The organism is Winogradskyella marincola (assembly GCF_029624125.1).
GTDB classification, from domain to species: Bacteria; Bacteroidota; Bacteroidia; order Flavobacteriales; family Flavobacteriaceae; genus Winogradskyella; species Winogradskyella marincola.
Genome location: NZ_JARSBN010000007.1, coordinates 1 through 26,983, shown reverse-complemented (window position 1 = coordinate 26,983; position 26,983 = coordinate 1). Strand labels below are relative to the sequence as shown.

Sequence of the window (26,983 nt, the reverse complement as noted above, 5' to 3'; positions counted from 1 at the left end):
GTACACAGACAATATAATTTATACATGTAGCAGCATTTATTTTAACCAAAAAAGGCTTCAAATTAACTTGAAGCCTTTTTTAGAATGTTATTTATTTTAGATTATTTAGGATCTAAAATATTATTGATACGCTCTATCGCGTCAGCAATATGAATTCTACTCATACTATCTCCTCCTCTTGCAGAACGTAATTGACTACGTAAAGTCTTTAATTCTGCTCTTACAACTGCTCTAATATCAGATTGACTCGTGTTAACAGCTGTAGCTTTCATGTAAGGACTTCTGGTTCTTCCGCTTTGGTTTTCAGCAGTCATTAAATACGCTAAACGATCTATGTGTGCACGTTGAAGATTACGTCTGTAAGTATCTATTTTCTTTCCAGTGCGTAATTCGCTCCATACACCTTTGCGTAAATCGCTCATCATGTCAGTTAAAGCATATGCTTTGCTGTCATAGGTGTGTGCTTCAGTTAAACGTTGCATCTTACCTAAGCTTAAAATGTTATTTAGTGTTCTTGCTTGTAAAGCACGTATGCGTTCTACAGAACCAGAATACTCAATACGACCAAAGATTTCCTCATCTAATAACCACTCTGGAGTCTTAAATAAATTATCTTGAATAAACTGCATAGCTTCTTTTTGATGAGATTTTGGCACTGGAGTGTAAACTGCTCCTTCTTGGTCAGCAGTTTTGTAATACTCATAAACACCACCAATATTGTTAGAAACATGTCCCATGTATCTGTTAAACTGAGATATAACATGGCCATACATTTCATCTAAATCATCATAATCTTCACCAGCTTCAGTAGTCCATTTTATTAGGTTAGGAACAATACGCTTTAAGTTTTTAATACCATACTCGCTGGCAAGCATTGCGTTATCACCTAAATCTTCAGTTTGAGAACTTGGATCGTGAATATCTCCAACTTGTTGGTGACCGAAACGATACATTGGGTCTCCTGCGTGTTCAGTAATCCATTGGTTAAGGATTTCTTTTTCTTCTTCAGCAGTTTTGTCTAAAATAGGTTTGTAACCCCAAGCAATAGCGTATTTATCATAAACGCCAATATTAGGCATTAAAGCAACGCCTTCGTCACCAGGTTGAGCTACGTAGTTGAAACGTGCGTAGTCCATTATAGATGGTGCTGTTCCAAATTTTTGAGTAAACTCAGCATCTCTAAGCTTTTCAACAGGGTAAGCAACACTACTTCCCATGTTGTGTGGTAATCCTAAAGTGTGTCCAACTTCGTGAGCTGAAACAAAACGGATAAGACGTCCCATAACTTCATCTTTAAACTGTGGACTTTGTGCATCTGGATTAATAGCAGCAGTCTGTACAAAGAACCAACCACGTAATAATGACATTACGTTGTGGTACCAGTTAATATCACTTTCTAAAATTTCACCAGTTCTAGGATCGCTTACGTGAGGTCCGTTTGCATTAGGAATCGGAGATGCTAAATAACGTACTACAGAATAACGAACATCTTCAGGACTCCAATCAGGATCTTCTTCTACTGATGGTGGATCTTTAGCAATGATTGCTTCTTTAAAACCAGCAGCTTCAAATGCAACCTGCCAATCTTCAATACCTTGCTTAATATATTTTCTCCACTTTTCAGGTGTAGCTCTATCAATATAATAAACGATTTGTTTCTTAGGAACTACTAATTCGCCTCGTTTAAACTTTTCAATATCCTCATCTCTAACCTCTAGTCTCCAACGGTCTAAATAAGTTAATGTTTCACTTTTTTGATCTTCTAAACCATAATCGGTAGTACCACTTGTAAACCAGCCTACGCGCTCGTCAAAGTAGCGACGTTTCATAGGATTGTCTGGTAGTAAAATCATAGAGTTATTAATCTCAATTGAGATACTTCCTGTGCTCCAGTTAGATGGAGGTGAGCCAGCAGCATATGTTTTTACGTGGCGAGCTTCAATGTTTCTAGGATAGCTTTTAATGGTTTCAATAAAAGACTTATCGCTCTCTAATCTTGTAACTTTGTATGGTCTTCTTCTAAATTGAGGAAGCCCTAATGATTTTACATCTTTGCTAAATAAAGGCGTAGCATCTATAACAGTGCTTGTAGAATCTTTGCTGTAAGCTTGTATTGGAAATGTAAATAATACTGGTTCAAAATTAGAATTCTTTACAGCTTCATTAACAGGTAAAGAGTCTGCAGCAGTAACATTGTAAGATACCACACGAAGCACTACTTTTTTGCCTTTCTTTTCCCAGCGTAAAACTTGCTCGTTTTGCTTTCCTCCACCAAAACCAAGTCCGCTTGCGGTTTTAGAAATACGAGTTACCATCAGCATTTCTCTATTAAAAAGAGAATCTGGAATTTCGTAATAAAATTTATCATCTAAAGAGTGCACTGTAAAGAGACCTTTGTCTGTTTTAGCGTCTTTAGTAATAACTTTACTGTAAGGTTTTGGATCATTTTTGCCAGGTTTTTTTCCGGCTGGTTTTGCCATTGCTGTGGCATCAGTTTTTTTTGATTTACTGGCTTTTTTAGCGGTAGAACAAGAAAATGCTAAAAAAGCAGAAGCTACAAAAAGTAGCTTAACGGATAGTTGCTTCACTTTGAGTCGGTTTTAAAAAATTTGCATGAAAATAAGGATTCCATTAAGAATCTTTCAGTTTCAAAACTTATTTTATAATTTTTTTAACGCTGGTTTTTGTATTATTCTAAAGAGTCTAGATACTCGCGAATAAGTTCTACGCCTTCAGGATGAATCATAGTTGTGCCAATGTATGGCATGCTAAACCCTTCGCTGTACTCTGAAACTCTAATTGAAATACTGAAACTTCTTTCAGCTATTTTAGAATCTCCCAATGAAGTTTCGTAAGCCAATCGTAGAATAGATTGATTTCCGCAATTACCACCTTGAATATGGCAATGTGCACAATTGATATCAAAATATGATCTGGCCCTGTCTTCTAATGATGCTGAGGTGTCTTCCCAGTTAACAATAGAAGAAACTTCTGAGCTACCAGATAAACCGCTTAAATGTTGATTGTTTATAAAAGCATCTAATTGATTTACTCCATCAACTTCAAAGTTCATGTTTCTCAGTTTTGGGCCGATGGGAGTAACGTCTTCATAGATGTTATGGCATGTAAAGCAATCGGTATTAGACGGTATATTGTAGTTAGAAGAATTTGTGGCACCATCAACATCAATCCAGGTTACAGGAACAATACTACCATCTAAATCTAATGTCGCTTCATTTTGTGCTGCGTTCCATTTGTAATCTCCAGTTTCCCAAACTCCGTTGATTTTTATGAGCACACGAGTTTCTATAATTATTCGTCCAAGAGATAAGTCGCGCTCGTCTACATTGTAATAAAATGTTTTGGCAATTACAGTGTTGTCAGGAAAAATAGGTAATCCATCACCATCGTATAGCATTGATGTATTTTCTGGTAAAGCTATTAGACGTTGTTTGTGAGCGTAGTCTGTAAATAACTCTGTGTTAAGTTCGTATTTAAAGGCTTTCGATGAAATGTTTAAATCTCCAAGATTACCTGAAAATAGATTCAATTCAGAAAGGTTAGTTCTAAATTCTGGTACCACAGGCGATATCTCTGTTGTGAAGCTTAAAACTTCAGAATGTAAGCTTGTGTTATTAGTAGCGCAAATTGCCTGAATATAAACATCGTAAGTTGTTTCAGGATTCAGGTTTGTTAAAGTCGCTGAAGTTGTGGTTTCTTCAATTGTAGAACCAGATCCTAAAGCAAAGCCTGATTCTCCATATTCCACAACATAAGCGTTGCTTAGATTGGGGTCTGTCCATGTAATAGTTGCAGAGGAGGTAGTAATATCGTTTGCTACAATATTTGTGGTTGCAAGGCAAGCACTTACTGTATCATCTTCATCTTTTCCGCAGGAAAAAATAACAAAACAGATTAGGAATAGGAATGTAATTTTTCTCATTTTGTAATAAGTAACTGATTCATAGCGATTGTGAAAATAAGAAAAAAGCTGTAATGAACAAGTTGTTAAAATGTAATGTGTATTGATTTTAAATAAAAAAAGGATTCATCTTTCGATAAATCCTTTCTTAAAATTATATATTGTTAGTTGGTGTTTATGCCATCTCAACAAATAAGCCTTCATCCGTTTTTTCAACTTTAGTTAAGCCGTGTTTTCCTAAGCCTTTAATACCTTTATCCCAACCTTTATTACTTAGACCAGATTGTGCTTTAAGTTCATTTAAGTCCATTCGTTGTTCTTTTTTAAGAATTTCAAAAATGGCTTTTTCGTTATCGCTTAAATCCACTTTTTTCTTCTCTGGTCGCATTTGTGGGAAGAACAATACTTCTTGTATACTTTGGTTATTGGTTAAGAACATTATTAGTCTGTCCATTCCAATTCCCATTCCAGATGTTGGTGGCATACCGTATTCTAAAGCACGTAAGAAGTCGAAATCAATGAATTCCGTAGCTTCATCATCACCTTTTTGAGCTAGTTTTAATTGGTGCTCAAAACGCTCGCGTTGATCAATTGGGTCGTTAAGCTCAGAATAGGCATTTGCGATTTCCTTACCACAAACCATAAGTTCAAAACGCTCTGTTAATTCAGGATTTTCTCTATGCTCTTTACATAAAGGACTCATCTCCTTAGGATAGTCTGTAATAAATGTTGGTTGTATGTAGTTGCCTTCACACTTTTCTCCAAAAATCTCATCAATCAACTTGCCTTTGCCCATTGTGTCGTCAACTTCAATACCCATGTCTTTGGCTGCAGTTCTAATTTCAGCTTCAGTTTTATCGTAGATGTCAAAACCTGTAAATTCTAAAATAGAATCGCGCATAGAAATACGCTTGTATGGTGCTTTAAAGTTAATTTTGTGCTCGCCAAACGTTGCTTCAGAAGTTCCATTAACTGCAATGGCACAATGCTCTAATAGCTTTTCGCAGAAATCCATCATCCAGTTGTAATCCTTGTAGGCAACATAGATTTCCATTGCTGTAAACTCAGGATTATGCGTACGGTCCATACCTTCGTTTCGGAAGTTTTTAGAGAACTCATACACGCCTTCAAAACCACCAACAATTAAACGCTTTAAGTAAAGCTCATTGGCAATTCTCATGTATAATGGAATGTCCAAGCTATTGTGGTGTGTAATGAACGGTCTTGCAGCTGCACCTCCTGGAATTGGTTGTAAGATTGGTGTTTCAACTTCAAAATAACCAGAGTCATTAAAAAACTGACGCATAGCGTTAAATAATTTTGTACGCTTTACAAACACATCTTTTACGTGCGGATTTACAGCCAAATCTGCATAACGTTGTCTGTAACGTTGCTCTGGGTCTGTAAATGCATCATAGGTTTTTCCGTCTTTTTGTTTTGGGATTGGTAATGGTTTTAAAGCTTTGCTCAACAGTTTAAACTGTTTTACCATTACCGTTTTTTCACCAACTTTAGTGGTGAATAATTCTCCTTCGATACCAATAAAATCGCCTAAATCGATTAATTTTTTAAAGACATCGTTGTACAATGACTTGTCTTCGCCTTGGCAGATTTCATCTCTGTTAAAATATACTTGAATACGTCCTTCGCTGTCTTGTAACTGAGCAAAAGAAGCCTTTCCTTGAACATTAATTGCCATAAGACGACCAGCTATAACCACCTGTTTACTTTCTTCGTAATCAGATTTTATCTGTTTGGAAGTGTGTGTTACAGGATATAAATCGGCTGGATAAGGATTAATCCCTAAAGCACGAAGTTTTTCTAACTTTTGACGTCTTACTAATTCTTGTTCTGAAAGTTGCATTTTTTAATTCATTTAAGACGGCAAAATTACGTTATTTATTTAAAGTATAAAACAAAGAAATAAGGCTGTTTGAAAAGAATTTGTTTTGTCAATCTGAACTTGATTCAGATTCTAAAACAATGAAGAAATGTGTATTTGAATATTCTGAAATAAATTCGGAATGACAGATTTCTCACTTTCCAAACAGCCTTGTTTTAAGACTGGTTTCAAATTATTTTGAAGCTACAATGTTGCCTTTAATTTTTAAGATTTTGTTGCCACCTTCAGCATTAGAAATTACCGTAATGGTTTTTGTGAATGCACCAAGTCTTTTGGTGTCGTACTTAATGTTTAATTCTCCAGTTTTTCCTGGTAGGATAGGCGCTTTAGAGTAGCTAGGTACAGTGCAACCACAACTGGTTTTTACATTAGTAATAAGTAGTGGTGCATCGCCTTCATTGGTAAAGGTAAATAATCGTGCGCCATCGGAATGTTGTTCTATTGTTCCGTAATCAATCACTTCTGTTTCAAATTTAATAACGGCTATTTTGTTGCCTTTTAATACAGTGTTGTTTGATGTTGCATTGAATAATCCAACTGAAAGGATTAAAATTAAAATAGTGTTTACTGTTCGTTTCATAGTAAAATAAATTTTTGATTAATACTGAAACAAACTTCAAACTTAGAATTGAAAAAACTGAAAAATGATGGTTGGAAAAAGGTACTAGTACCTGGTTTGAATTTTGTAATCACTTAATAAACAGTGATTTTGCTTCGTCTCTGGATTGTACTTCTAACTTTTTGTAAATGTTATTAGTATGTGTTTTTATGGTGCTAACGCTTAAGAAAAGTGCCTCAGCAATGTCTTTGTTGGTTTTGTCTTGTAGTAAATGTTCTAAGACAACTTGCTCTTGTTTGGATAGTTTAGATTTTAAATCTTCGGATTTAGATTGCTTGTTTTTCCAAATTTGGTAAAGGAGAAATAAATTCAAGAGAAAAGAAGCGGCAAGAACAGCGTATAGGTAAATATTAGAAGAAGTACTTCTGTTTTCTTCTGCCGATGAAAGCATAAAGCGATCTGCAGCTAATTCATTTCTGTATTGAGCTGTGTATGGTGCATTAGGATATGCGGTTTCTAAGCGTTCCTTGAGATTATCGTAGTAGGAATTGTTTTGTAGGTCTTCAACATAGTAGCTGTGTAAATCACTGCTTCTATCTGATAAATAAGCGTAAATGGCGAGTTCGGCTACTGGCTCGTTTAAGGCGGTTCCGTAGTCTTGTAATGTAGTAAACCACTTTTTATTGTTCAGTTTTCTGTTGGCTTCACTTCGTACCTCACCATAAGCAAAACGCATATCGTTTTTAAGGGAATCTATCTTTAAAAACGCATTCGCCTTAGGATTGTTAGATTCAACTCTGCAAAACACCTGGTTACCAAACGAAAAAGGCAGTTTTAAAGTGTCCGTGTTTTTGGCAATAAAAAGTAACTCTTCACTATCACTACAATGACCGTTAAAGTGGTTAATGTCTTGTTGTGTTTCGGTGCACTTATCTACATGGATGCGATAGATGCGGTTTTCTGCACTAAGCATATCACCTTTAAACTCAAAGTATCCAGTCTCATCTGCTGAAGTTTTAGCGATGATTTGTTCGGAATACACACCAGACATTTTTCGGTAATCTTCTACAATAGAGAGGTACACGGTTTTTTGCCATTCTTCAGGATTGGTGTAGCCAGAGAAAGAGTACTGGGCTTCACAACACCAAGAAAAAATTAAAAATGCTATAAGACATCGTAATTGCATAAAACGAATCTACACAATTTTATAAAATTCTAATAGCTTCATTTTAATAAGTGTAACAATTTTAACACGATTACGTCCTACAAGTACATCAAATCATCAAACGAAATTATGAGTGTCTGGCGTGTTATTTTAGCTGTTATTTTTCCACCTTTAGCTGTTTTGGATAAGGGCTGTGGGTCTTTTCTTATTACCTTTATATTGTTCTTCTGCGGATGGGTTCCTGGAGTTATTGCAGCTTTGGTTATTCTTAATAATCCTGAGCGATAAATCAGTATCTTTGTACTTTATAAAATCAACATAAAGTACATGAAAAAACTATTCCTACTTATCATTTTTGCTTGTTTTATAGCAAGTTGTAATGTTACAGAGTCTATTGCTTTTAATCAAGATGGCTCTGGTGAATTTTTAGTTACCTATGAGATGGGTGAAGCAATGAAAGCTATGACCAAAGCAATGGGAGGCGAAGAAAACAACGAGAAAAAAGACGGAGGAGAAATTATGGATACCACTATGGTGTTTGCAGATATTATGGAAACCTATAAAGATAGTGTGGCAGCTTTGCCAGAGGAAAAGCGCTTAGCTATGGAGGCTGTAAAGGATATGTACATGAAAATGCATATTAACGAAGATGAAGGAGTAATGAATTTTGGTATGGGAATGGATTTTGAGTCTATCGAAGAGCTCAAAGATATGAACCAAAAACTTAAGAAAATACAAAGTTTAAACTCGCAAGGAGATCAAGTTGGTGCCATGAAAGATAATTCGCCATTAGGCAAATTTATGGGTAGTGAAAACAGCAATGTTGCATATTCTTACACAGACAAAGGGTTTTCTAGAGCTACAAGCATAAAAATGAATGATGACGAAACAGAAGAAGCTATAGATGAACTTTTTGATGAAACAGATGAGGGTAATCAAAAGTTTTTAGAATACTTTAAAGGTTCTTTTTATAACGTGAAATTAACCTTTCCGAAGGCTGTCAAATCTATAGATATAGATGGTGCAGAATTCTCTGATGATAGAAAAACAGTAACTTATAAAACTAATTGGGTAGAGTATCTTAAAAACCCAAAGTTGCTAGATGTTAACGTTAAATTTTTTGATGAATAAAACTGTAAAACTTCAAGATTTAGGCTTAAAGGACTTTAAAGAAACCTGGGATTATCAGGAAACCCTTTTTAAAGCCATTTTAGATACTAAAATTAAGAACAGAAGAGAAGATGCTGGTTTAGCAACCGATAACTATTTTTTGTATGTAGAGCATCCGCACGTCTATACATTAGGTAAAAGTGGAGACTTGTCTAATCTATTACTTTCAGAAGAACAACTGGTAGAAAAAGGGGCAACATTCTATAAGATTAATAGAGGTGGAGATATTACTTATCATGGTCCTGGACAAATTGTAGGTTATCCTATTTTAGATTTAGATAACTTCTTTACAGATATACATAAATACTTGAGGTTTTTAGAAGAAATGATCATTCTTACATTAGCTGAATATGGTCTAAAAACTGAACGCAGTCCTGGTGAAACAGGTGTGTGGCTAGATGTTGGCACTCCATTTGCTCGAAAAATTTGTGCTATGGGAGTGCGCGCCAGTCGTTGGGTTACAATGCATGGTTTTGCACTAAACGTCAATGCTGATTTAGGGTATTTTGATAATATTATTCCTTGTGGAATTCGAGGTAAGGCAGTAACGTCTTTGAATAATGAGCTTGGTGTAGATAAGGTAGACGAAGAAGAGGTGAAATCTAAGATTTTAAAGCATTTTAAGGTGCTTTTCGAGGCAGAGTTTGTTTAGTTTAACTCTGCTTTTTCACTTTCATTAATTCTACTAACATCGACTAGTAATTTTCCATTGTCTCTTTTGGCGGCATAGACAAATTTTTGTCCCCATTCTATTTCTTCTGGTTTGTAAGAAGATCTTGAATATACCATTTGACCTGAAGACTCGTCAAAAGCCTTTAGCATAGCAATAAACTCAAGGTCTTTTTCAAAATAATCACTTTTGCTTAACTCAGAAAGTGGGCTGTTTTTATCAATGGGATGAACAACCGTCCACATGGATGGGAAAAATCTAACATTATCTCTTTCTAAATCTAGAATATGAAAATCTCTTAGTTCTGAGTTTTTTCGTTTCATGGATACGCTTACGTTGATTTCAACATCTAATAATTCGTTTTTTTGAGGGTTAACCAATCTAAACATAAATCCGTTAATGTCTTGGTATGGTGCAATTATGGCTTTTTGACTAAACTTAATTTTAGAGATAGGTTTAGAGAATCTTCCGTAAAATAAACCTGTAGCAAGTGCAAAAAACAGAAGTCCAAGAAGCGATTCTATAGCTGCTACAATATTAGCTAGAAGACCTAAAGGAGCAACTTGTCCGTAGCCTAAAGTTGTTATGGTCTGTGCACTAAAAAAGAAAGCTTCCATAAACTGCTCAAAAGGCGATAAGCCATGAATACCTGTTAGATTTTCTATCCCAATAAGGCTGTAGATGGATGCAAAAAGTGTATTAACAAGAAAATATGTAAGCGCTACAATACCAAAGAAATGCGACCATTTCATGGTTACAAGGCTATGGAAAAAATTTAAGCGCTCAAGGAAAGAGATGTTTGTTTTTTCAATATTAAAACTTCCATCTTTGTTTAAGCTTCTATAGCCTTTAGAGTATGATTTTTCGCCTAAACCAAAATCTTCAAAATCTTCTTTTGTGTGTTTTGCCATAAGGCTCTAAATTAAGAAAAAAATGAATGATGTTTTTTGTTGATTTTCTGTGTTTAAAACTCTTTAGCTAAACAGATTTTAAATTACTTTTGATGTGGATTTCGTCTAACGAATTTGTTTAAATTACTTAATTAATGAAGGATTCTATGATTGATAACTTCAGTTTTAATCAGCTTTTTATTCTTGTCATATGTTTTTATAATAGTCTTCCTTCCTTTTGACGTACGAATCTCATACTTAATCAACTCACTATTATCGTTATAGTACAATATTTTAAAAGGAACGAATCTTTTTTTATTATACAACTCCGTTCTTTTTTTACTTCCATCTTGTCTAAAATACGTAATTAATTTTGGCTTTCCCTTTTTAAACTTTCCTTCCAATCGTTTATTACCATTTGTATAGAAATCAATTTCATCTCCATTACAGAGTTTTGAGCAGTTAAAATAATAGTCTTCACTATTATGGTGCTCTTTAGTTGACATATAACGTATTTTTGGCATTACAATAGTGTCTCTGTATACACCTTCTTTTTCAAATTCATATGTTTTTAATCCAACAGATGAATATTGATTTTGTCCTAATGTTTCAATTTCGTAGACAATACTCAAAAAGGTTCCTACAGGTATAGAGTCAATTTTTGAATCATAAATTTCCAAAGGGTCATAATCTATTTCAACGTTTGGATTGTTCATTATATCAATAGAAAATTTTAGCTCTTTTACCGTTCCATTACATTCATCAAGGGAATATAGGTTTAATTGCACTTGAGAGTGTGAGAAATAAAAGTTAAAAAACAAAAGAAGATATAGTGCGTATTTCATCTATTATGTCATGTCTTATCGCTATAAACCTATTTAAATAACTAAAGTGAGTTATAAGACGAAGTTAGTTGAAAATTTCTACAAAGTCAACCTAAGCTTCCTCATTAAAAAACACCTTGTAATAGTGCATCTTCTTCTCTTCGTCATAACCGCGTTCTAAATATTCAGCAGAAGCATCTGGTGCATCAACATCGAGTTTTATCTGTATGTTGGTGTCTAGTTTTATTTCAGGTTTTATCTTTTGTTTTTGCTTTTTTAAGACGCGTTCTGAGACATCAAATTGGTTTCTAATGAGTACGTTGTTTTCGGCTTCGTAGGTTTTTTTGTAGTCTTCAAAAAGTTGTATTTGGTCTTCCTCTTCAAATACTTCTTCTTTAAAGTTTTCAATATTTACAATTTCATTTTCTTTAAAAAAGTCTACTGTTTTTGCTAAGAAATTACTCTGCTCTTGGCCGCCAAAATTGGGTTGCAAAACCTCTTTAGAAAACTCTCTACAAAGCTCTATGCAGTTTTTGGTGTGTTGGTTGCTATCGTCTGGATATTTAATGTTTAAGAAGCTCTTAATCCAGTAATGGGTATCGTAAGTGTTATTATCTACGCTAAACACTATTTTGCCTTCCATGTCTGAGGTGTTTAGGATTAGACAACCTTTGTCGACCTTTTTGGCCTGAATTCCTTTTTGCACCAAAATATCGTAGTTACCTTCTTCTAAATAGGTCTGAAAAAACTCGGTTTTATTTTCAATTTTATAAATACCAATGGCATCTACAAAAAAGTCTTCGTATTGTATGTTTTCAAAATGACAAACCAATACATCTCCAGTTTTTATTTGGGCAGAATTACTCTGTTCGTATAAATGTGTTACGATGTGTTTTGAGGTCTCTACAAAATCGGCTTCCTCTTTAAAAAGTTGCTCAGAGTAGGTGTTGATTTCATTAAGACCAACGTTGCTATGATGATGAAAACGATAGCTCTCGGCAACACTGACAAAAGGCTTTAGTAAATAAGGTAGCATAAGGTTGTATGTAGCTTCATCAAAGTGTACGTCTGTGTCTGAGAAAGCATTTTTAGTGTCGTTAAACTTGTTACCAACCTTATGAATAATACAGTGTTTTATTGAGGCTTTTTGTCGTTTTATCATCAGAAAATAAATAAGAAAATAGTGTTTGCAATACTACAAAAGGAATGGCTTAAAACTAAAGAAAACGCCAAAATAAATTTGGCGTTTTCTGACCCAGGGACTTTTAGATTTGGTTACCGTTATATTTTTATAAACTCGACACGTCGGTTTTGTGCTTTTCCATCTGCTGTGCCATTATCTGCAACAGGTTCTGTTTCGCCTTTACCATTAGTTGTAAGACGATCTGAAGAAATATTGTAAATACTTACTAAAGCATTTTTTACAGCTTCAGCTCTGTCCTTAGAGAGTTTTAGATTAGAGTCGTCAGGACCATCAGAATCTGTATGCCCAACAATGTTGAGTTTTATACTGTTATCTTGCATTAACACTTGAGAAATTTGCCTTACAATTCCTAAAGATTGTGGTTGTATGTTAGCTGAACCTGAATTGAATAAAATGCCATTGGTAGATATTTTGCCTTCTGACATTAATTTGCGTCTTAGATCTATTCCGCCTTCTGCAACTTTAACGTTTTTGATAAAAACACGTTCTTCTCCATCTGCTAAACCGTAAACATGGAATTTTAAATAATTGAGAATGTTTAGTTTTTCAATAAATCTTGGGATGTCTACATATTTTACTTCATTAACCCAGAGTCTGTAACGTTTTTTGGTTACAGAAATAGCAATGTGTGGCTGGTTTTTAATTTCGTCTCTTATATCTGCTGATAAGCCAGAATTAATCATTCCATTTTGATTGTCGAAAAAATTATACGCATCAATATCAAAAGGCGCGTATTGACCTAATGGAATTGAAATTGATACATAGCTACTTTCGCCTTGTGTAAAGGTATTTGCATCACTCAATATTATAAAGAGTCTTGTGCCTGAGGATGTTTGGTTGCTTAGGCCAGAAGTGAGCAAATCAAACTCTATGGTGTAGTCTTCTGGCAGTTGGTTAATGTCTGGTATGGCAAATAATCTGTAGCCTGCTTTTAGCTCGAACCAGTTGTCTTCAACTTTATTGAATTTTACGATGTTTCCAGAGCCATTAGTATTCCATTTGCTTGGTAAATCTCCAATGAAATCATTGGTGAAATCATCAAAGAAAATAGGCTTATCGCCTGGTACAAAATCGTATTTGCTGTAGACTTCTAGACCGTCAGACACATTTGTATTTGCATTTTTAATAGTGTCGTCATTGTTATTTTCAATGTTACTAACTTCATCATCTAAATCTTCATCGGATTTTGAGTTGTTATCTTCGTTTTCTGTTTTGCGTTCTCGTTGTCCTAAGAGAAGTTCTTTGGCAGTTTTTATACTGTATTTTAAGGCTTTCTTTGCTTTGTTCATCTGCAAAGTGGCTTTTCCTTGTTTTAAAACACCGACTCCGTCTAGATCATTTAAAATATCAGGTGCGCTTTCGCTAAGAGAAGACATTTCGTCTAGTGCTTCTTCAAGGACATCTATGTCGTCATCATCTAGAGACTGGCCGGAAGCTGCGTAGCCATCATATTTGTATACTTTGTCATATAAATCAAACGATTCTTGAACAAAATTATCTACACTAGTAACGCCAACTCTGTTTTTGGGGCGTTTAATTTTTTTTGTCTGAGCGTTAAGCGTGGGAGAAATAATGAGTATAACGCAAAACGCAAGAATGATTTTTGTGAAATTCATTTTAAGTGATTGATTAATAGCGCTCTAAAAATAAAAAGAACTATCGATACTTAAAAATGAAAATTATAAATGGTTGATAAATTAATGTAGTTTGTAAACAACTATTGTTTTATCGTCAGTCTGAGTTATTAATTCTAAGCCTTTGCTCTTATCGAGTTTTTGTAATTCTGCGGAAGAAGTTCCAAAAACAGGAAAGTTAGGAATGGATTTTGCTTGGCTGTCAAATAAATATACTTTTTTAGACTGTAAATCTGTTGTGGTAATATAGATTTTATCGTTAAGGTAAAAGATTTTTGGTGCTGTGTAAACACCGTAATCTAGGTCTAACTTTCGGGTTTTGATGTAGAGTTTGTTCTCGTACATAGAAACCAAAGTTTTGCTTGTGGTGGTAATATTGTGTTTGTCTGTAAGGTTGAGATCTTTTCGACTTATCTTTCCTTTAGTGTCTACTTGCACGAGTTGCCCAAGAGTGTTTGATGATGTAAACTTGTCTTGATAGAGATAAACCTCGTTATTAGAAAAACGAATCTTGTCTTTTACATCTATTCTAACGCTGCCTTGGCGATTAAGAATTTTTAGATTGTCTTCTGTAGAAAACACAATGTAATCCTTGCTTCCGATTCTAAAATGCTTAGGTTGAGATGTTATGCTTTTAGAATTGCTTTTGTACCTAAAGCCATTAATAGCTTTTCCTTTGACATCATACATAAGAAGGGTTTTGTCTTGTGTTACCAGTAGTCTGTAGTTTTTTTGTTTGTCGTAATCAAATACCGAAAGAGGTTGCGTTATCTCATCATTAAATTTTCTTGGAAATGGTGAAACGTCATTACCATTTCTGTCTAAAACATAAAGACGGTTTGGTGTGGTGAAAGCCAATTGTAGCCTTCCGTTTTTGTACATATCTATTTGTTCTATTTTTCCGAGTATTTTTCCTTGAAGTTGTTTTTTCCAAAGTATGTTCCCTGAATTAGAGATAAGATATAGTACGTTATTGGTGTCTTGTACCGCAATGTCGTGTGTGTTGTTAATGTAATTCTCTACCGTTTGTGGAGGTGAGATGATTTGAGCATCTAAGCCAGTTGTAAATGTTTCAGTCACCGAATTAGAAGCAGCTCTTTTTTTGAACTCTTCAATAACTCCATTGACGTGAGCGTAGTTGTCTTCGTATGTATATTGCACCACATTGGCATGATAATTTTTTAGGCCAATGCCTAAATGTTCAGAAAGTTTATCATTGTTTTTATAGATAAAGATTGAAGCGTCGTCACTTAGGTAGGATTCAATGTTTTTAAAAGCTTCAGAATTAGCTATGGTTTGGTCGTTTAGCGCATCAGAAAGAAATGATTTTAAGGTTTCTATATTGTCCGAAAACACAACAAAATCTTCGTGTTTAAAAAAGTAGCTGGCAGTTTCGAAACTAATAATTGGCTGTAGTCTTTGTTTGAAAAACGCTGTATTTTCAAATTCATAGATGTCAACATCTCTAAAAGTTTCTGCAATAGATTTTTCTTCAATAGTTTCTACAATAAGATTTGCGTCCAGAGAGTGGAGGATTAGTGTGTTGTCTGCCAGAGCAATTTCGTTTGTAAAGTTTAAAAATGTTTTAGTGCTATCAGGTGTTTTAGAATTTAACTTTTTTAAGTTGTTTTTGAAAAGAGAGTAATCATCAAAAGACACACTAAATAAAGACTGGGTAGTTGCAGGAGCTATATTTATTGTCTTTGTAGTTTGCGGAATGGTCTTTTTAAAACAATCTAAAATTTGAGATATAGAATCAGTGGCAGTTACAATGCCATTAAAATGTAGGTTGTTGTCAGAGAAATTTAAATCGATTAACGAGTAATTGTCATTAGATTCTTTGAAAGTGTTAGAAAATAAAAGATTTGAATAGTTTGAGGTTTTTGATTTAAATATTACAGAAGCAATTGTTTTATTTTCTACTGTTTCTAATAAATCGGTAAGCTTATTTTTTGTTTCGTTCTGTTTTAGGTTTTTAATGACATCTAAATTGTTTGAGGCTGCAAATACATTATTCAAAACCTTATGGTAAAATATGATAGAGTCAATTTGTGTTTTGGTAATATTAAACTCTGGTAAATTTTCTGAAATATGATTTGGTATGGAGTCTACAATAAATAAAGAGGAGTCGTTTTTTGTTAAAATAAGATTTTCTGTAGCTGATGAATTTAAGAACGCAACATAAACCTTATTTGAGGTATTTAAGTTTTTAAGTATTTCTGATGTCTTGTTTAACTCCTTATTATATATACCATTTAGAATGCTGTGTTCTTTTATGCTACTTGTAAAGTCGCTTAACTCATTTATTGAAATAACAACTTCAGTGTCTGAAGAAATAAATTTATAAGGAGATTTTGAAGAATTATAGTCTTTTTGACAAGATGATAAAGTAAAAAGTAAAATCAGTAAAAATCCAAATGGCTTCATATGTAAAGATATATTTACAAATATAAAAAGTTATAAATCTAAACAGTATTGCTCTGGTAATAATCTAAAGGATTTTCTATGATATTTTGTAACTCCGTATTTTTCTATTGCAGCTCTGTGTTCTTTGGTTGGGTAGCCTTTGTTTTTTTTCCAGTTATACATAGGGAACTCTTCATGGATTTTTTCCATATAAAGATCTCTGTATGTTTTTGCTAAAACCGAAGCTGCGGCAATGTTAAGGTATTTACTATCTCCTTTTATAATAGTTTGATGCGGAATGGAGTTGTAGGGTTTAAATTTGTTTCCATCCACTATAATATAATTAGGCACAATGTTGAGTTGAGCAATAGAACCATGCATAGCTTTTATGGAAGCGTTAAGTATGTTTATGGAGTCTATCTCATCTTCAAAAATGTGTTGCACGCCATAGGATAAGGATAGCTCCTCTATGATAGGTTTTAAAACCATCCTTTTCTTTTCAGATAACTGTTTAGAGTCATTTAATACTTTGTTACTAAAGTTTGTAGGTAGTATAACTGCAGCAGCAGTAACAGGGCCAGCTAGACAACCTCTGCCAGCTTCATCGGTGCCACATTCAAAATCGAAAGAAGAGAATTGAGTTTTTAATGTCAAAATGTTAAAATTTGAACAAAGTTAATATTTTAACGCAACCCTTTTACAATTTTGGTATCTATGTAATGAGTTAAGCGTCAAAAAACACTAATTAAATTATAGTTAAGTTTTGTTGATGAAATCGCAAAACCATTAACATTTTTTTGGCAAAAACGCTTGTTTATTTAATATTTAATTAAGATGTTTGCAACTAGACTAACTCAAATAATTGTTTTATGAAATTAAAGTTAACATGGTTATTAACGCTTTTTATGGCGTTCGTGATGCAATTTTCTTTTGCGCAAGAAAAAATGGTCACAGGTACAGTTACAACTGAATCGGACGGTTTACCGCTTCCTGGAGCAAGTGTAATTGTAAAGGGTACTACTAAAGGTGCTCAAACTGACTTTGATGGTAAGTATACCATTGGAGTTAATTCAGGAGATATTCTTGTTATATCTTATGTTGGTATGGATCCTATTGAAGTAACAGTAGGTGCATCTAATGTATATGACGTTGTTTTAAAAGAAGGTAATTCTCTTGATGAAGTAATAGTTGTAGGATATAACACAACAACTAAAGAAGCTTACACTGGTACCGCAACTAAAATTGAAACTGAAAATGTTGAAGCAAAGGCTGTTTCGAATGTTTCTCAAGCACTTAGAGGTGAGGTAGCGGGTGTTAATGTTGTTGCTGGGTCTGGTGCTCCGGGTTCTGATGCAACAGTACGTATTCGTGGTTTTGGTTCTGTGAATGGTAACCGTGATCCATTATATATAGTTGACGGTGCTCCTTATACGAGTGATCTTTCGTCGATAAACCCTGCGGATATTGAGAGTATGACAATTTTAAAAGATGCTGCTGCGACTTCTATCTACGGATCTAGAGGTGCTAATGGTGTGATTGTAATTACAACAAAGCAAGGTAAGGTTGGAAAAACAGTTGTATCTGTAGATTTTAAAACAAGTGTTAATACACTGTATTTGCCTCAATATGATGTGATAGAGTCGCCTGAAGATTATATTGAATTGTCTTGGAGGTCTTTAAAAAATAAAGGTCTTTTGCTGGGTGAGTCAGATCCTGCTGCTTGGGCAAGTGCAAATCTTTATGGTACTACAGAAGGTATTAATAATGCTTATAATATATGGAACGCTGCTGGTGCTGATTTAATCAATCCAGCTACTGGAGAGTTTAATTCTGGTATTTCAAGAAGATTTACACCGACTAAATGGGCTGATGCAGCGTTTAGTGACGGGCTTAGAACCGAAGCAAACGTTCAGGTTAGAGGTGGTAATGAGAAAACTCGTTTTGCACTTTCTTTTGGATACTTAGATGATGAAGGTTATGCTATTAAGTCTAATTACAAACGTTATACTACGAGATTAAATGTAGAGCACAAACCTTATGATTGGTTAACTGTTGGTAGTAATATAGCATTAACAGGTGGTAGATATACCAACTCATCAAGTTCAGAAGGTTCTGCAGGTAGTTCTGGAAATGTATTTGCCTTAACAACTACAACGCCAACTATATATGATGTTTTCCTTAGGGATACTGACGGTGTTTTAGTGGCGGACCCAATTTTTGGTGGATCCCAATATGATTATGGTAACGAATATGGTCGTAGAGCATGGAATGCTACAAATGGTATTGCAGATGCTAATTATGATTTGTCAAGAACTGATGTAATGACAGTGCTGGCTAACTTTAACGTTGGTGTAGATATAACAGATTGGTTAAAGTTTGAGACAAGGTATAGTGGTCAATATAATACTTTCAATGCTTCTTCAATGCAAAACCCTTACTACGGTGCAGGTGCTTCTAGTCAAGGTTTCTTAAGCAGAACTGAGCGTACAAATATTAATCAAAACTTCCTTCAAATGTTGCGTTTTTCTAAGCAGTATGGAGATCACGGTATTGAAGCTTTTGTAGCGCATGAATCTACAGTAAATAGATTTGATTTCTTTAGTGCTGCTGCTCAGACTGCAATTATACCTTTTTCTTTAAGTTTGAATCAATATACTACATCATTTGGTAGAGCATCTAATTATACAACAAGAACTAGTTTAGATAGTTATTTTGCAAACGTAAATTATAACTACGCTCAGAAATACTTTTTAACAGGATCTGTTAGACGTGATGGTTCTTCTAGATTTATTAGAGATAAATGGGGTACATTTGGTTCTGTTGGTTTAGGATGGGTAGTTTCTAAAGAAGATTTCTTTGATGTAAATTTCATAGATTACTTAAAGCTTAAAGCTAGTTATGGTGTAATAGGGGATCAAGGTGTAAATACACTTTACGGTTATAAATTCTTTAATATCAATACTACTGCTGATGGTTCTATTTCTTACTCACCTAATGGTGAAGCACAAAATGTAGATTTAACATGGGAAACATCTAAAGTTGCTCAGGTTGGTTTAGAGAGTACTTGGTTTAATGGTTATTTAGATTTAGATGTAGATTACTATGTGAAGAATACTACTAATCTTTTCTTTGAGCAAACCTTACCACCTTCTCCAGGTGATGATTATATCCTTTATAACGATGGGAAGCTTAGAAATAGTGGTATAGAGTTTAATGCTACAGTTCAAGTGTTTAAACCATCAAATGATTTTAGATTATCTCTTAATGTTAATGGTGAAATGTTTGATAACGAAATTGTAGAAATGCCTATAGATTTTTCAACTGGCGAGCCAAAAGTATTAGATGGTAGATATTCTCAAGGACACTCATTATACGATTGGTATATGAGAGAATGGGCTGGTGTTGATCCGGCAACTGGATCGGCTTTATGGTATTCATATTATAACGATGTTGATGGTGATGGTGTGTTTAATGAAGCTAATGGTGATGAAACTATTACGAGTTTAACAGTGTATTTAGATGAAAACCCTGATGCTAATGTTCAAAAAAGAACAACAACAACCTACAGTGAAGGAACTCAAAAATATGTTGGTAAATCGGCTATTCCTGATGTAAGAGGAAGTTTCCGTATAAATACTGGTTTTAAGAATTTTGATTTATCTGCTCAATTTGGTTATAGCATCGGCGGATATGTTTACGACTCTGGTTATGCTAGATTGATGGAGAATAGAGATTTAATTGGTACGACAAACTGGCATACTGATATGCAAAATGCGTGGCAAGAGCCAGGAGATATTACTAATGTACCAAGACAATCAGCTGGTTTTAATACAGATGTGCAGTTTAATGGTACGTCAACACGTTTCTTAACTAAGGCTGATTATCTATCTCTTAACAATATTAGGTTAGGATATAATTTGCCAGCTGATGCTGTAGAAGCTCTAAAACTTAGCAAATTTAACGTATACATTTCTGGAGATAATTTAATGATGTTGAGTGCAAGAGATGGTTTAAACCCAACAACTTTAATTGGTTCTAGTAATTCAGGTATATATATGCCGATGACCACTTTTAGTCTTGGTGCCAAAATAGAATTTTAAAAAAAAAGTGATGAATATGAAAAAAAAGTTAATTTACGGAATGATGTTAACCTCAATGTTTTTTTTGGGGTGTAACGATGAATTTTTAGAAGGAGAACAAACAAATGTTTTAACCTCAGAAACAATAGCAGATCATTCAGATAATTATCCTGCATTGTTAGAAGGATCTTTAAATGGTATTACAAGTTTTATTATTGAACCATTTGCAGTAACTGGTACTAGACATTTTGATTTTGGACAAAAGGCTGTAGATATTTGGATGGATATGACTTGTGGTGATATGGCACTTTCAACTAGTGCTTATGGTTGGTATAATGATGCTGCTAACTTAATTGCACCTGTAGATTTTACCCAAGAAGAAAATGAGATAATTTGGATATACTATTACAGAATTATCAGTGTTGCAAATACTGTGATTTCTTCTATTGGAGGAAATGATGTTGTGCCTGAAAATGATGAGTCTAAACGAATCTTAGGACAAGCAAAGACTTATCGTGCTTATGCATATTTCTATTTGCTACAATTGTATCAAAGATCTTATGATCCAGCGCAAGAAGTACTGCCTTTCTATAATATAGATACTTTTAGTTTGGCTAAAGTGCCTGCAGGAGATATATATGATCAGGTAGTTAGTGATTTAACTCACGCTATTGAGTTATTGGATGGTTATACTAGGTCTGCTAAGAATTTAATTGATAAAACTGTAGCACAAGGATTTTTAGCATATACGTATGCTGCTATGGGGATGTACCCTGAAGCAAAAGTTCAAGCAGATAATTTAATTAGTGCTTATTCTCCAACTACAGCTGGTCAATTAGTATTCCCTGGAGCAGGTTCTGGTTTTAATGATGTGAATACCGCATCTTGGATCTGGGGTTATGATTTAACAGAAGACTTAGGACACCAATTAATTGATTGGTGGGGTCAAGTAGATCCTTTTACCTATAGTTATGCTTGGGCTGGTGATTCTAAATCTATTGATGATTTATTATATTCTCAAATCCCTGAAGGTGATGTGAGAAAAGATCAATTTGCTACTGCTACTGGAGCTTTACAGCCAATCAACAAATTTTTTGATCCAGGTCGTACTATTGGTGGACAGTATATAATTACTACTGATTTAATTCATATGAGAGTAGAAGAGTTTATTCTTTTAAGTGCAGAGTCTGCTGCTAAATCAGGTGCTGCTGGTGGTGAAGCAACTGCTAAGGCGATGATGATAGACTTTTTAACACCACGTGTTGGTGCTGCAGAAGCCTCTGCTACAATTACACCTTTATCAGGTCAAGCTCTTCTTGACGAAATTTACTTACAAACAAGAATTGAACTTTGGGGTGAAGGTAAGAGTTATTTAGCAATGAAACGTAATCAAGCCACAGTAACTCGTGGAACTAACCATGTGTATCGTTCAGGCGAGTCATTTGCATACGATTCAGATGAGATGAGTTTCCAAATACCTGAAGTTGAAATTATTAATAATGGACTTATTAACGGCCAAAACTAAAATTAAAATTATGAATAAATATTTTAAATATTTTACAGTTTTTTTAGCTGTAACCTTAATGTTCAATTGTGAACAAGACGATAGTTCAGAGTTGTCTAACTATGTAGGTTTTGAGCAAGGTCCAAGAGCCTATACTGTAGACAATGGTGCAACACAAACTTTTGAAGTAGCTGTTGCAGCAAGTGAAACAACTAGTTCAGATCGTACATATACTGTAATTGTTGATGATGCTTCAACATTAGCTAGCCCTTACACAGTACCTTCAACAGTTACTATTCCTGGCGGATCTAATGTAGGATCTATATCAATAACAGTTACAGATAATGATGATTTAAGCTTTGTGTCTCAAAGTTTAATTTTAGATTTCTCTGATGAAGTAGGTATGGATTTTGGTAATCCTCTTACCCTAAATTTTACAGAAACGTGTTTAGATACTATAGTAAGTTTAGAATTAACATTTGATGCTTATGCTGAGGAATGTGTATGGGAAATATATGATTTATCTGGGACTCCAACTGTTGTTCAGACAGGAGGTTCGGGTAGTGAGTATGATGATTTAGATAACAGTACTATAAGCTTTGATTTCTGTTTACCTTCTGGAAATTATGGTATCGTTGTATATGATTTATATGGAGACGGAGGTACAAGTTATACTGTGACATCTGGCGGGGCTACATTAGCTTCAGGATCAACACCAGATGCTGGTGGTGGATATCCTGTTACAACACAAGATTCTGCAACTTATACAGTCAACTAGATTAATTATTTAGTAATTACAAATTTTTTAAAAGGTCACCTCATAGAGGTGGCCTTTTATTTTTATTTATGATATGATTTAAAATATCTTTATATTGCGTCAAAAATTTCAATACCTATGAACATGAGAAAAATTTTATTTTCTATTGTATTACTTTTTACCTACGGTATTTATGCCCAAGAATTAAGTAATGATATTTCTGAAGAAAACAAACAACTGCTTGTTGAACTTAGTGAACAAGAGAATTTAAGAAAAGCAAGAGTAAATACTTTTTTATTAAATAACCCTTCTGTTAAAGCTACTTTAGTCAATGATGGATATAAATTAGTGTGTATATATGATGTCTATGATGGGAAACCAATTTATAGATCTACGGATAACCTAGAAGCTGCAAGAGCAACCAAAACAGTAGAGTTGTGGGTAGGTGGAAGCATGGGCTTAGATTTAGACGGCACTGGTATGACAGTTGGTGTTTGGGATGGTGGACCTGTAGATAATACACATGCAGAATTTCAAAATTCTACTAATACAGTTACACGTGTTACAGTAATTGATAATTCTATGTCAGATACTGATGATCCAGGTCCTTCCAGTACTCATGGCACCCATGTCGCAGGGACTATTTCAGCAAAAGGAGTAAATGTTGATGCGCATGGAATGGCATCTAATGTTAATGTTAAATCCTATAATTGGGATAATGATGAGACTGAAATAGTTTCAGCCGTAAATGCTGCTACTAACCCTATCATTTTATCAAACCATTCATATGGTGTACCAATAGGAACTGGTGGTAGTCAGCTAGATGCATCATTAATTGGAGCGTATACTCAAAGTGCTAGAAATGTTGACCTCATTGCTAGAAATAATCCTAAATATTTAGGAGTGTATTCAGCTGGTAATTCAGGTACAGTTAGTTATTCCGGTGGAATGTTAGCTGGTTATGATAAATTAACTACAGATAAAAATGCAAAAAACAGTTTAATTGTAGCAAACGCAAGTCCAGCCTCAGCTGAACAACCCCTTTTTAGCGGTAACTATGAGTTAACAAATTTAATTATTAATACAGGAAGTAGTCAGGGGCCTACGGATGATTTGCGTATTAAACCAGATATAGCTGCTGATGGTACTGATTTAGAATCAGCGACTCCTAATAATACTTACTCAATTTTTACAGGTACTTCTATGGCAGCTCCTAATACTACTGGTACATTAACTTTGTTACAACAGTATTACAGTCAATTACGAGGAGAGTATATGAATTCTTCAACGTTAAAAGCCTTGGTTTGCCATACTGCAATAGATGATAACGCGGCTACAGGTCCTGATCCAAAGTTTGGATGGGGTTTCTTAAATGCTCGTGAAGCAGCACAAACACTTACTGATGCTGATGGTTCTCAGGCTGTTGTTGATGAATTGACTTTAGGTCAAGGCGAAACATACACCTATACTTTCTCTGCTCAAGCTGGAGAAAAATTATCAGCTACTATTTGTTGGACAGATATGCCAGGTAATATTGCCAATGGTCCAGCTAATGACCCTACACCAAGATTAGTGAATGATTTAGATTTACGTATTTCTGATGGCACTACTACATACATGCCTTGGAAGCTTGATTTTTCTGGAAGTGCATTTACAAACTCAAAAGGCGATAATATTGTAGATAATATAGAACGAGTTGATATTGATGTGCCTGCTACTGGTATGTATACATTAACAGTTTCTCATAAAGGTACGTTAAAAGGAACTGTAGGTGGACCTTTCGATCCTCAAAGTCAAGATTTTTCATTAGTAGTTACAGGTAATAACTTAACATTAAGCGTTGATGATAATGATTTAGCTAGGAAGTTAGCTGTTTATCCTAACCCTTCTAAAGGTAAGTTCACTATTACTTTTGAGTCTAATAGTAATAGTACAAGTAATGATGTTAAAGTAGATGTGTATGATTTACAAGGTAGACTTGTATATAACAATAGTTTTACAAATACATCTTCGATTTTTAAAGAAAAGATTATTTTAGAAAATGCTAAAGCAGGTGTTTATATGGTAAATATTTCAGAGGGAAATAGAACAACATCTCATAAGCTTGTTATCGAATAATTCTATAATTCAAATCAAAATTAAAAGACCAACAATCATGTTGGTCTTTTTTTGTGTTAAGTAATTTGTAATTCTTCTCGCTAAAACAATAAAATATAGTTTACTTTGTTTTAGTTTATATTTGAATAGATGCGACGTAAAATATTTATAATTTTTTTGTTTTGTTTTGTTACAGCGAATGTTAATGCTCAAATAAAATTGAATAGTACAAACGCTCCTAAAGGTTCACGAAACTTAAATGATTCTACGGACACTAAACGGTCTCGAGGTTTTAAAGATGTAGCCTCAATAGATATGTATTTGCAGTTCAATACAGAGGTAGATACTTCTATGGTTGATACTACACTAACAATAAGGAAGGATTACAAGTTCAACTATCTTCAAAAAGATAATTTTGGTTTAATGCCTTTTGCCAACATAGGTCAGACGTATAATTCATTAAGCTTTAATGCAATTAATTTTGAAACCAGCCCATTGTTTGGTGCAAGAGCTAGGCATTATAATTATATGGACAAAAATGATGTGCAATATTACCAGGTTCCTACACCATGGACAAGATTGACATATAAAACAGCATTTGAGCAAGGGCAAATGTTAGATGCATTCTTTTCAGTAAATCTATCCAAACAGTTCAATTTTTCAATTGCCTATAAAGGTCTCAGGTCACTGGGGAATTATCAAGATGCTTTAACAAGTACAGGAAATTTTAGAATAAGTACTAATTATATAACAAAGAATAATAGGTATACGGCAAAGGCTCATATTGTTATGCAAGATTTACTCAATCAAGAGAATGGTGGCATTAAAGATGACGATATTGAAAGTTTCACATCAGGTGATGAAGAGTTTATTGATAGGTCAGTTTTTGATCTCAATATTGAAAATGCTGAAAGCATCTTAGAGGGTAAGCGCTTTTTCTTAAATCATTCGTATGCTATAGTCAACCAAAAAGATTCAACTAATACTAATAGGCTTGCCGTCGTAAACGAAATCTCTTTTGAGGATAAATATTTCCAATATTATCAAGATACACCTTCTAGTGCTTTTTTCGGAGATTCATTTACGAGTAAAATTAATGATAAAGTAACTTTAGAGGATTTTAGAACAAAAATTTATTTAGAATACATTAACGACCTTTTAGGAGAGGTAAGTTTTGGTATTAATTATACAGATATTAATTATGGCTACAATAGCGTAGTTTTATTTTCTGATCAGTTAATACCAAATAGAATTAAAGGAAATTATATTGGACTAGATGCGTCGTATAATAAAACTTTAAAATCTATAAACTTAAAAAGTAAAGCAAGTTTAAATTTGTCCGATGAATTTACAGGTAGTTATATTGACGCAGAATTAGGTTTAAAATTAAGTGACGATATTAGGATATCAGGTGGTGTAAATGTCAGTTCTAAGTTGCCAAACTATAATTATCTTTTATATCAAAGTGATTATACTAATTATAATTGGTATAATTTCAATGATTTTAAAAATGTAAATACTCAACAGTTAAGATTCAACATTCAATCTCAAAAACTATTTAATGCCACTTTTGATTTATCTAATATTGAAAATTATACATATTTCAATTTAGAGCAGATAGATGATGAAGGTGTTAAAGTGATAAAACCAAAGCAGTATAATAGATCAGTACAATATATAAGAGTAAAAGCACAAAGAGAGATCAAGGTAGGTAAGTTTGCATTAGATAATACAATAATGTATCAAAATGTTCTTAGCGATTCTGAAGTTTTAAATGTACCTACTTTTATTTCCAGAAATACCCTTTATTATTCTAATCATATCTTTAAAAAAGCCATGCAGCTTCAAACAGGTATAACATTCAATTATTTTACAGAGTATAATATGAATGGTTACGATCCACTTTTGGCAGAATTCTATACACAGAACACAACCAAGCTTGGCGGCTTTCCAAGATTAGACTTTTTTATAAATGCTAAAGTAAGGCAAACACGCATTTTTTTAAAAGCTGAGCACTTTAATTCATCATTCACAGGTTATGATTATTTCTCAGCTCCAAACCATCCATATAGAGATTTCACTATTCGATTTGGTTTAGTTTGGGATTTTTTCTTGTGATCAAAAAAAAAATAAGACCTCATATAGTTGTTATACAAGGTGTTGGTTGTTTGGGGTTAAAAAAAGGCAAAAATAATTTCA

Annotated in this window: 19 protein-coding genes; 8 read left to right on the top strand and 11 right to left on the bottom strand. The window is 33.9% G+C overall.

The features are described 5' to 3' along the window. Positions 1-101: 101 nt before the first annotated feature. The 5 genes from P7122_RS12530 to P7122_RS12510 form a co-directional block, all read right to left on the bottom strand. Positions 102-2,588 carry a zinc-dependent metalloprotease gene (locus P7122_RS12530; RefSeq protein WP_278006150.1) on the bottom strand — a complete coding sequence of 829 codons (2,487 nt, stop codon included), beginning with the start codon at positions 2,586-2,588 and terminating at the stop codon, positions 102-104. Between the two features lie 101 nt (positions 2,589-2,689). Next, positions 2,690-3,943, bottom strand: a complete 1,254-nt coding sequence (locus P7122_RS12525; RefSeq protein WP_278006149.1) for a fibronectin type III domain-containing protein — start codon at positions 3,941-3,943, stop codon at positions 2,690-2,692. 154 nt (positions 3,944-4,097) lie between these two features. Next, positions 4,098-5,786 carry a lysine--tRNA ligase gene (gene lysS / locus P7122_RS12520; RefSeq protein WP_278006148.1) on the bottom strand — a complete coding sequence of 563 codons (1,689 nt, stop codon included), beginning with the start codon at positions 5,784-5,786 and terminating at the stop codon, positions 4,098-4,100. A 211-nt stretch (positions 5,787-5,997) separates the two neighbouring features. Continuing rightward, complete coding sequence (locus tag P7122_RS12515; RefSeq protein ID WP_278006147.1) at positions 5,998-6,405, bottom strand: DUF1573 domain-containing protein; 408 nt, start codon at positions 6,403-6,405, stop codon at positions 5,998-6,000. A gap of 109 nt (positions 6,406-6,514) precedes the next feature. Next, positions 6,515-7,570: a response regulator transcription factor gene (locus tag P7122_RS12510; RefSeq protein ID WP_278006146.1), complete on the bottom strand. Its 1,056-nt coding sequence runs from the start codon at positions 7,568-7,570 to the stop codon at positions 6,515-6,517. A 108-nt stretch (positions 7,571-7,678) separates the two neighbouring features. Here P7122_RS12510 and P7122_RS12505 point away from each other — a divergent pair, with 108 nt between their 5' ends. From P7122_RS12505 to lipB, 3 genes are read left to right on the top strand one after another with little or no spacing between them, the layout of a single operon-like run. Continuing rightward, complete coding sequence (locus P7122_RS12505; RefSeq protein ID WP_278006145.1) at positions 7,679-7,837, top strand: YqaE/Pmp3 family membrane protein; 159 nt, start codon at positions 7,679-7,681, stop codon at positions 7,835-7,837. Positions 7,838-7,876: 39 nt separating this feature from the next. After that, complete coding sequence (locus P7122_RS12500) at positions 7,877-8,680, top strand: hypothetical protein (protein ID WP_278006144.1); 804 nt, start codon at positions 7,877-7,879, stop codon at positions 8,678-8,680. Next, positions 8,673-9,371 carry a lipoyl(octanoyl) transferase LipB gene (gene lipB, locus P7122_RS12495; protein WP_278006143.1) on the top strand — a complete coding sequence of 233 codons (699 nt, stop codon included), beginning with the start codon at positions 8,673-8,675 and terminating at the stop codon, positions 9,369-9,371. Before P7122_RS12500 ends, lipB begins: the two co-directional genes overlap by 8 nt. Here the strand turns inward: lipB and P7122_RS12490 are convergent. From P7122_RS12490 to rnhB, 6 genes are all read right to left on the bottom strand, one after another. Further along, positions 9,368-10,300, bottom strand: coding sequence for an ion channel (locus P7122_RS12490; RefSeq protein WP_278006142.1), 933 nt, complete (start codon positions 10,298-10,300; stop codon positions 9,368-9,370). The two genes, lipB and P7122_RS12490, sit on opposite strands and share 4 nt — an antisense overlap. 131 nt (positions 10,301-10,431) lie before the next feature. Continuing rightward, entirely contained in the window at positions 10,432-10,995 is a 564-nt protein-coding gene (locus tag P7122_RS12485) for a hypothetical protein (protein WP_278006141.1), read from the bottom strand. Between the two features lie 220 nt (positions 10,996-11,215). Then, on the bottom strand, positions 11,216-12,265 hold the full coding sequence (locus P7122_RS12480) for a nucleoid-associated protein (protein WP_278006140.1): 1,050 nt from the start codon (positions 12,263-12,265) through the stop codon (positions 11,216-11,218). Positions 12,266-12,384: 119 nt separating this feature from the next. Beyond that, positions 12,385-13,923 (bottom strand): OmpA family protein, encoded by a 1,539-nt coding sequence (locus P7122_RS12475; RefSeq protein ID WP_278006139.1) that lies wholly within the window; start codon positions 13,921-13,923, stop codon positions 12,385-12,387. 81 nt (positions 13,924-14,004) lie between these two features. Continuing rightward, positions 14,005-16,368 (bottom strand): ribonuclease HII, encoded by a 2,364-nt coding sequence (locus tag P7122_RS12470; protein ID WP_278006138.1) that lies wholly within the window; start codon positions 16,366-16,368, stop codon positions 14,005-14,007. A gap of 30 nt (positions 16,369-16,398) precedes the next feature. Next, positions 16,399-17,001, bottom strand: a complete 603-nt coding sequence (rnhB, locus tag P7122_RS12465; protein WP_278006137.1) for a ribonuclease HII — start codon at positions 16,999-17,001, stop codon at positions 16,399-16,401. A gap of 215 nt (positions 17,002-17,216) precedes the next feature. Here rnhB and P7122_RS12460 point away from each other — a divergent pair, with 215 nt between their 5' ends. The 5 genes from P7122_RS12460 (at position 17,217) to P7122_RS12440 (ending at position 26,902) form a co-directional block, all read left to right on the top strand. After that, entirely contained in the window at positions 17,217-20,447 is a 3,231-nt protein-coding gene (locus tag P7122_RS12460) for a SusC/RagA family TonB-linked outer membrane protein (protein WP_278006136.1), read from the top strand. Between the two features lie 16 nt (positions 20,448-20,463). Beyond that, positions 20,464-21,951, top strand: coding sequence for a RagB/SusD family nutrient uptake outer membrane protein (locus tag P7122_RS12455; protein WP_278006135.1), 1,488 nt, complete (start codon positions 20,464-20,466; stop codon positions 21,949-21,951). A gap of 10 nt (positions 21,952-21,961) precedes the next feature. Continuing rightward, positions 21,962-22,708, top strand: coding sequence for a hypothetical protein (locus P7122_RS12450; protein WP_278006134.1), 747 nt, complete (start codon positions 21,962-21,964; stop codon positions 22,706-22,708). A 123-nt stretch (positions 22,709-22,831) separates the two neighbouring features. Next, the gene (locus P7122_RS12445; protein WP_278006133.1) at positions 22,832-24,805 is read left to right on the top strand and encodes a S8 family serine peptidase; all 1,974 of its coding nucleotides are present in this window, start codon (positions 22,832-22,834) and stop codon (positions 24,803-24,805) included. 198 nt (positions 24,806-25,003) lie between these two features. Beyond that, the gene (locus P7122_RS12440) at positions 25,004-26,902 is read left to right on the top strand and encodes a putative porin (RefSeq protein WP_278006132.1); all 1,899 of its coding nucleotides are present in this window, start codon (positions 25,004-25,006) and stop codon (positions 26,900-26,902) included. Positions 26,903-26,983 lie beyond the last annotated feature (81 nt).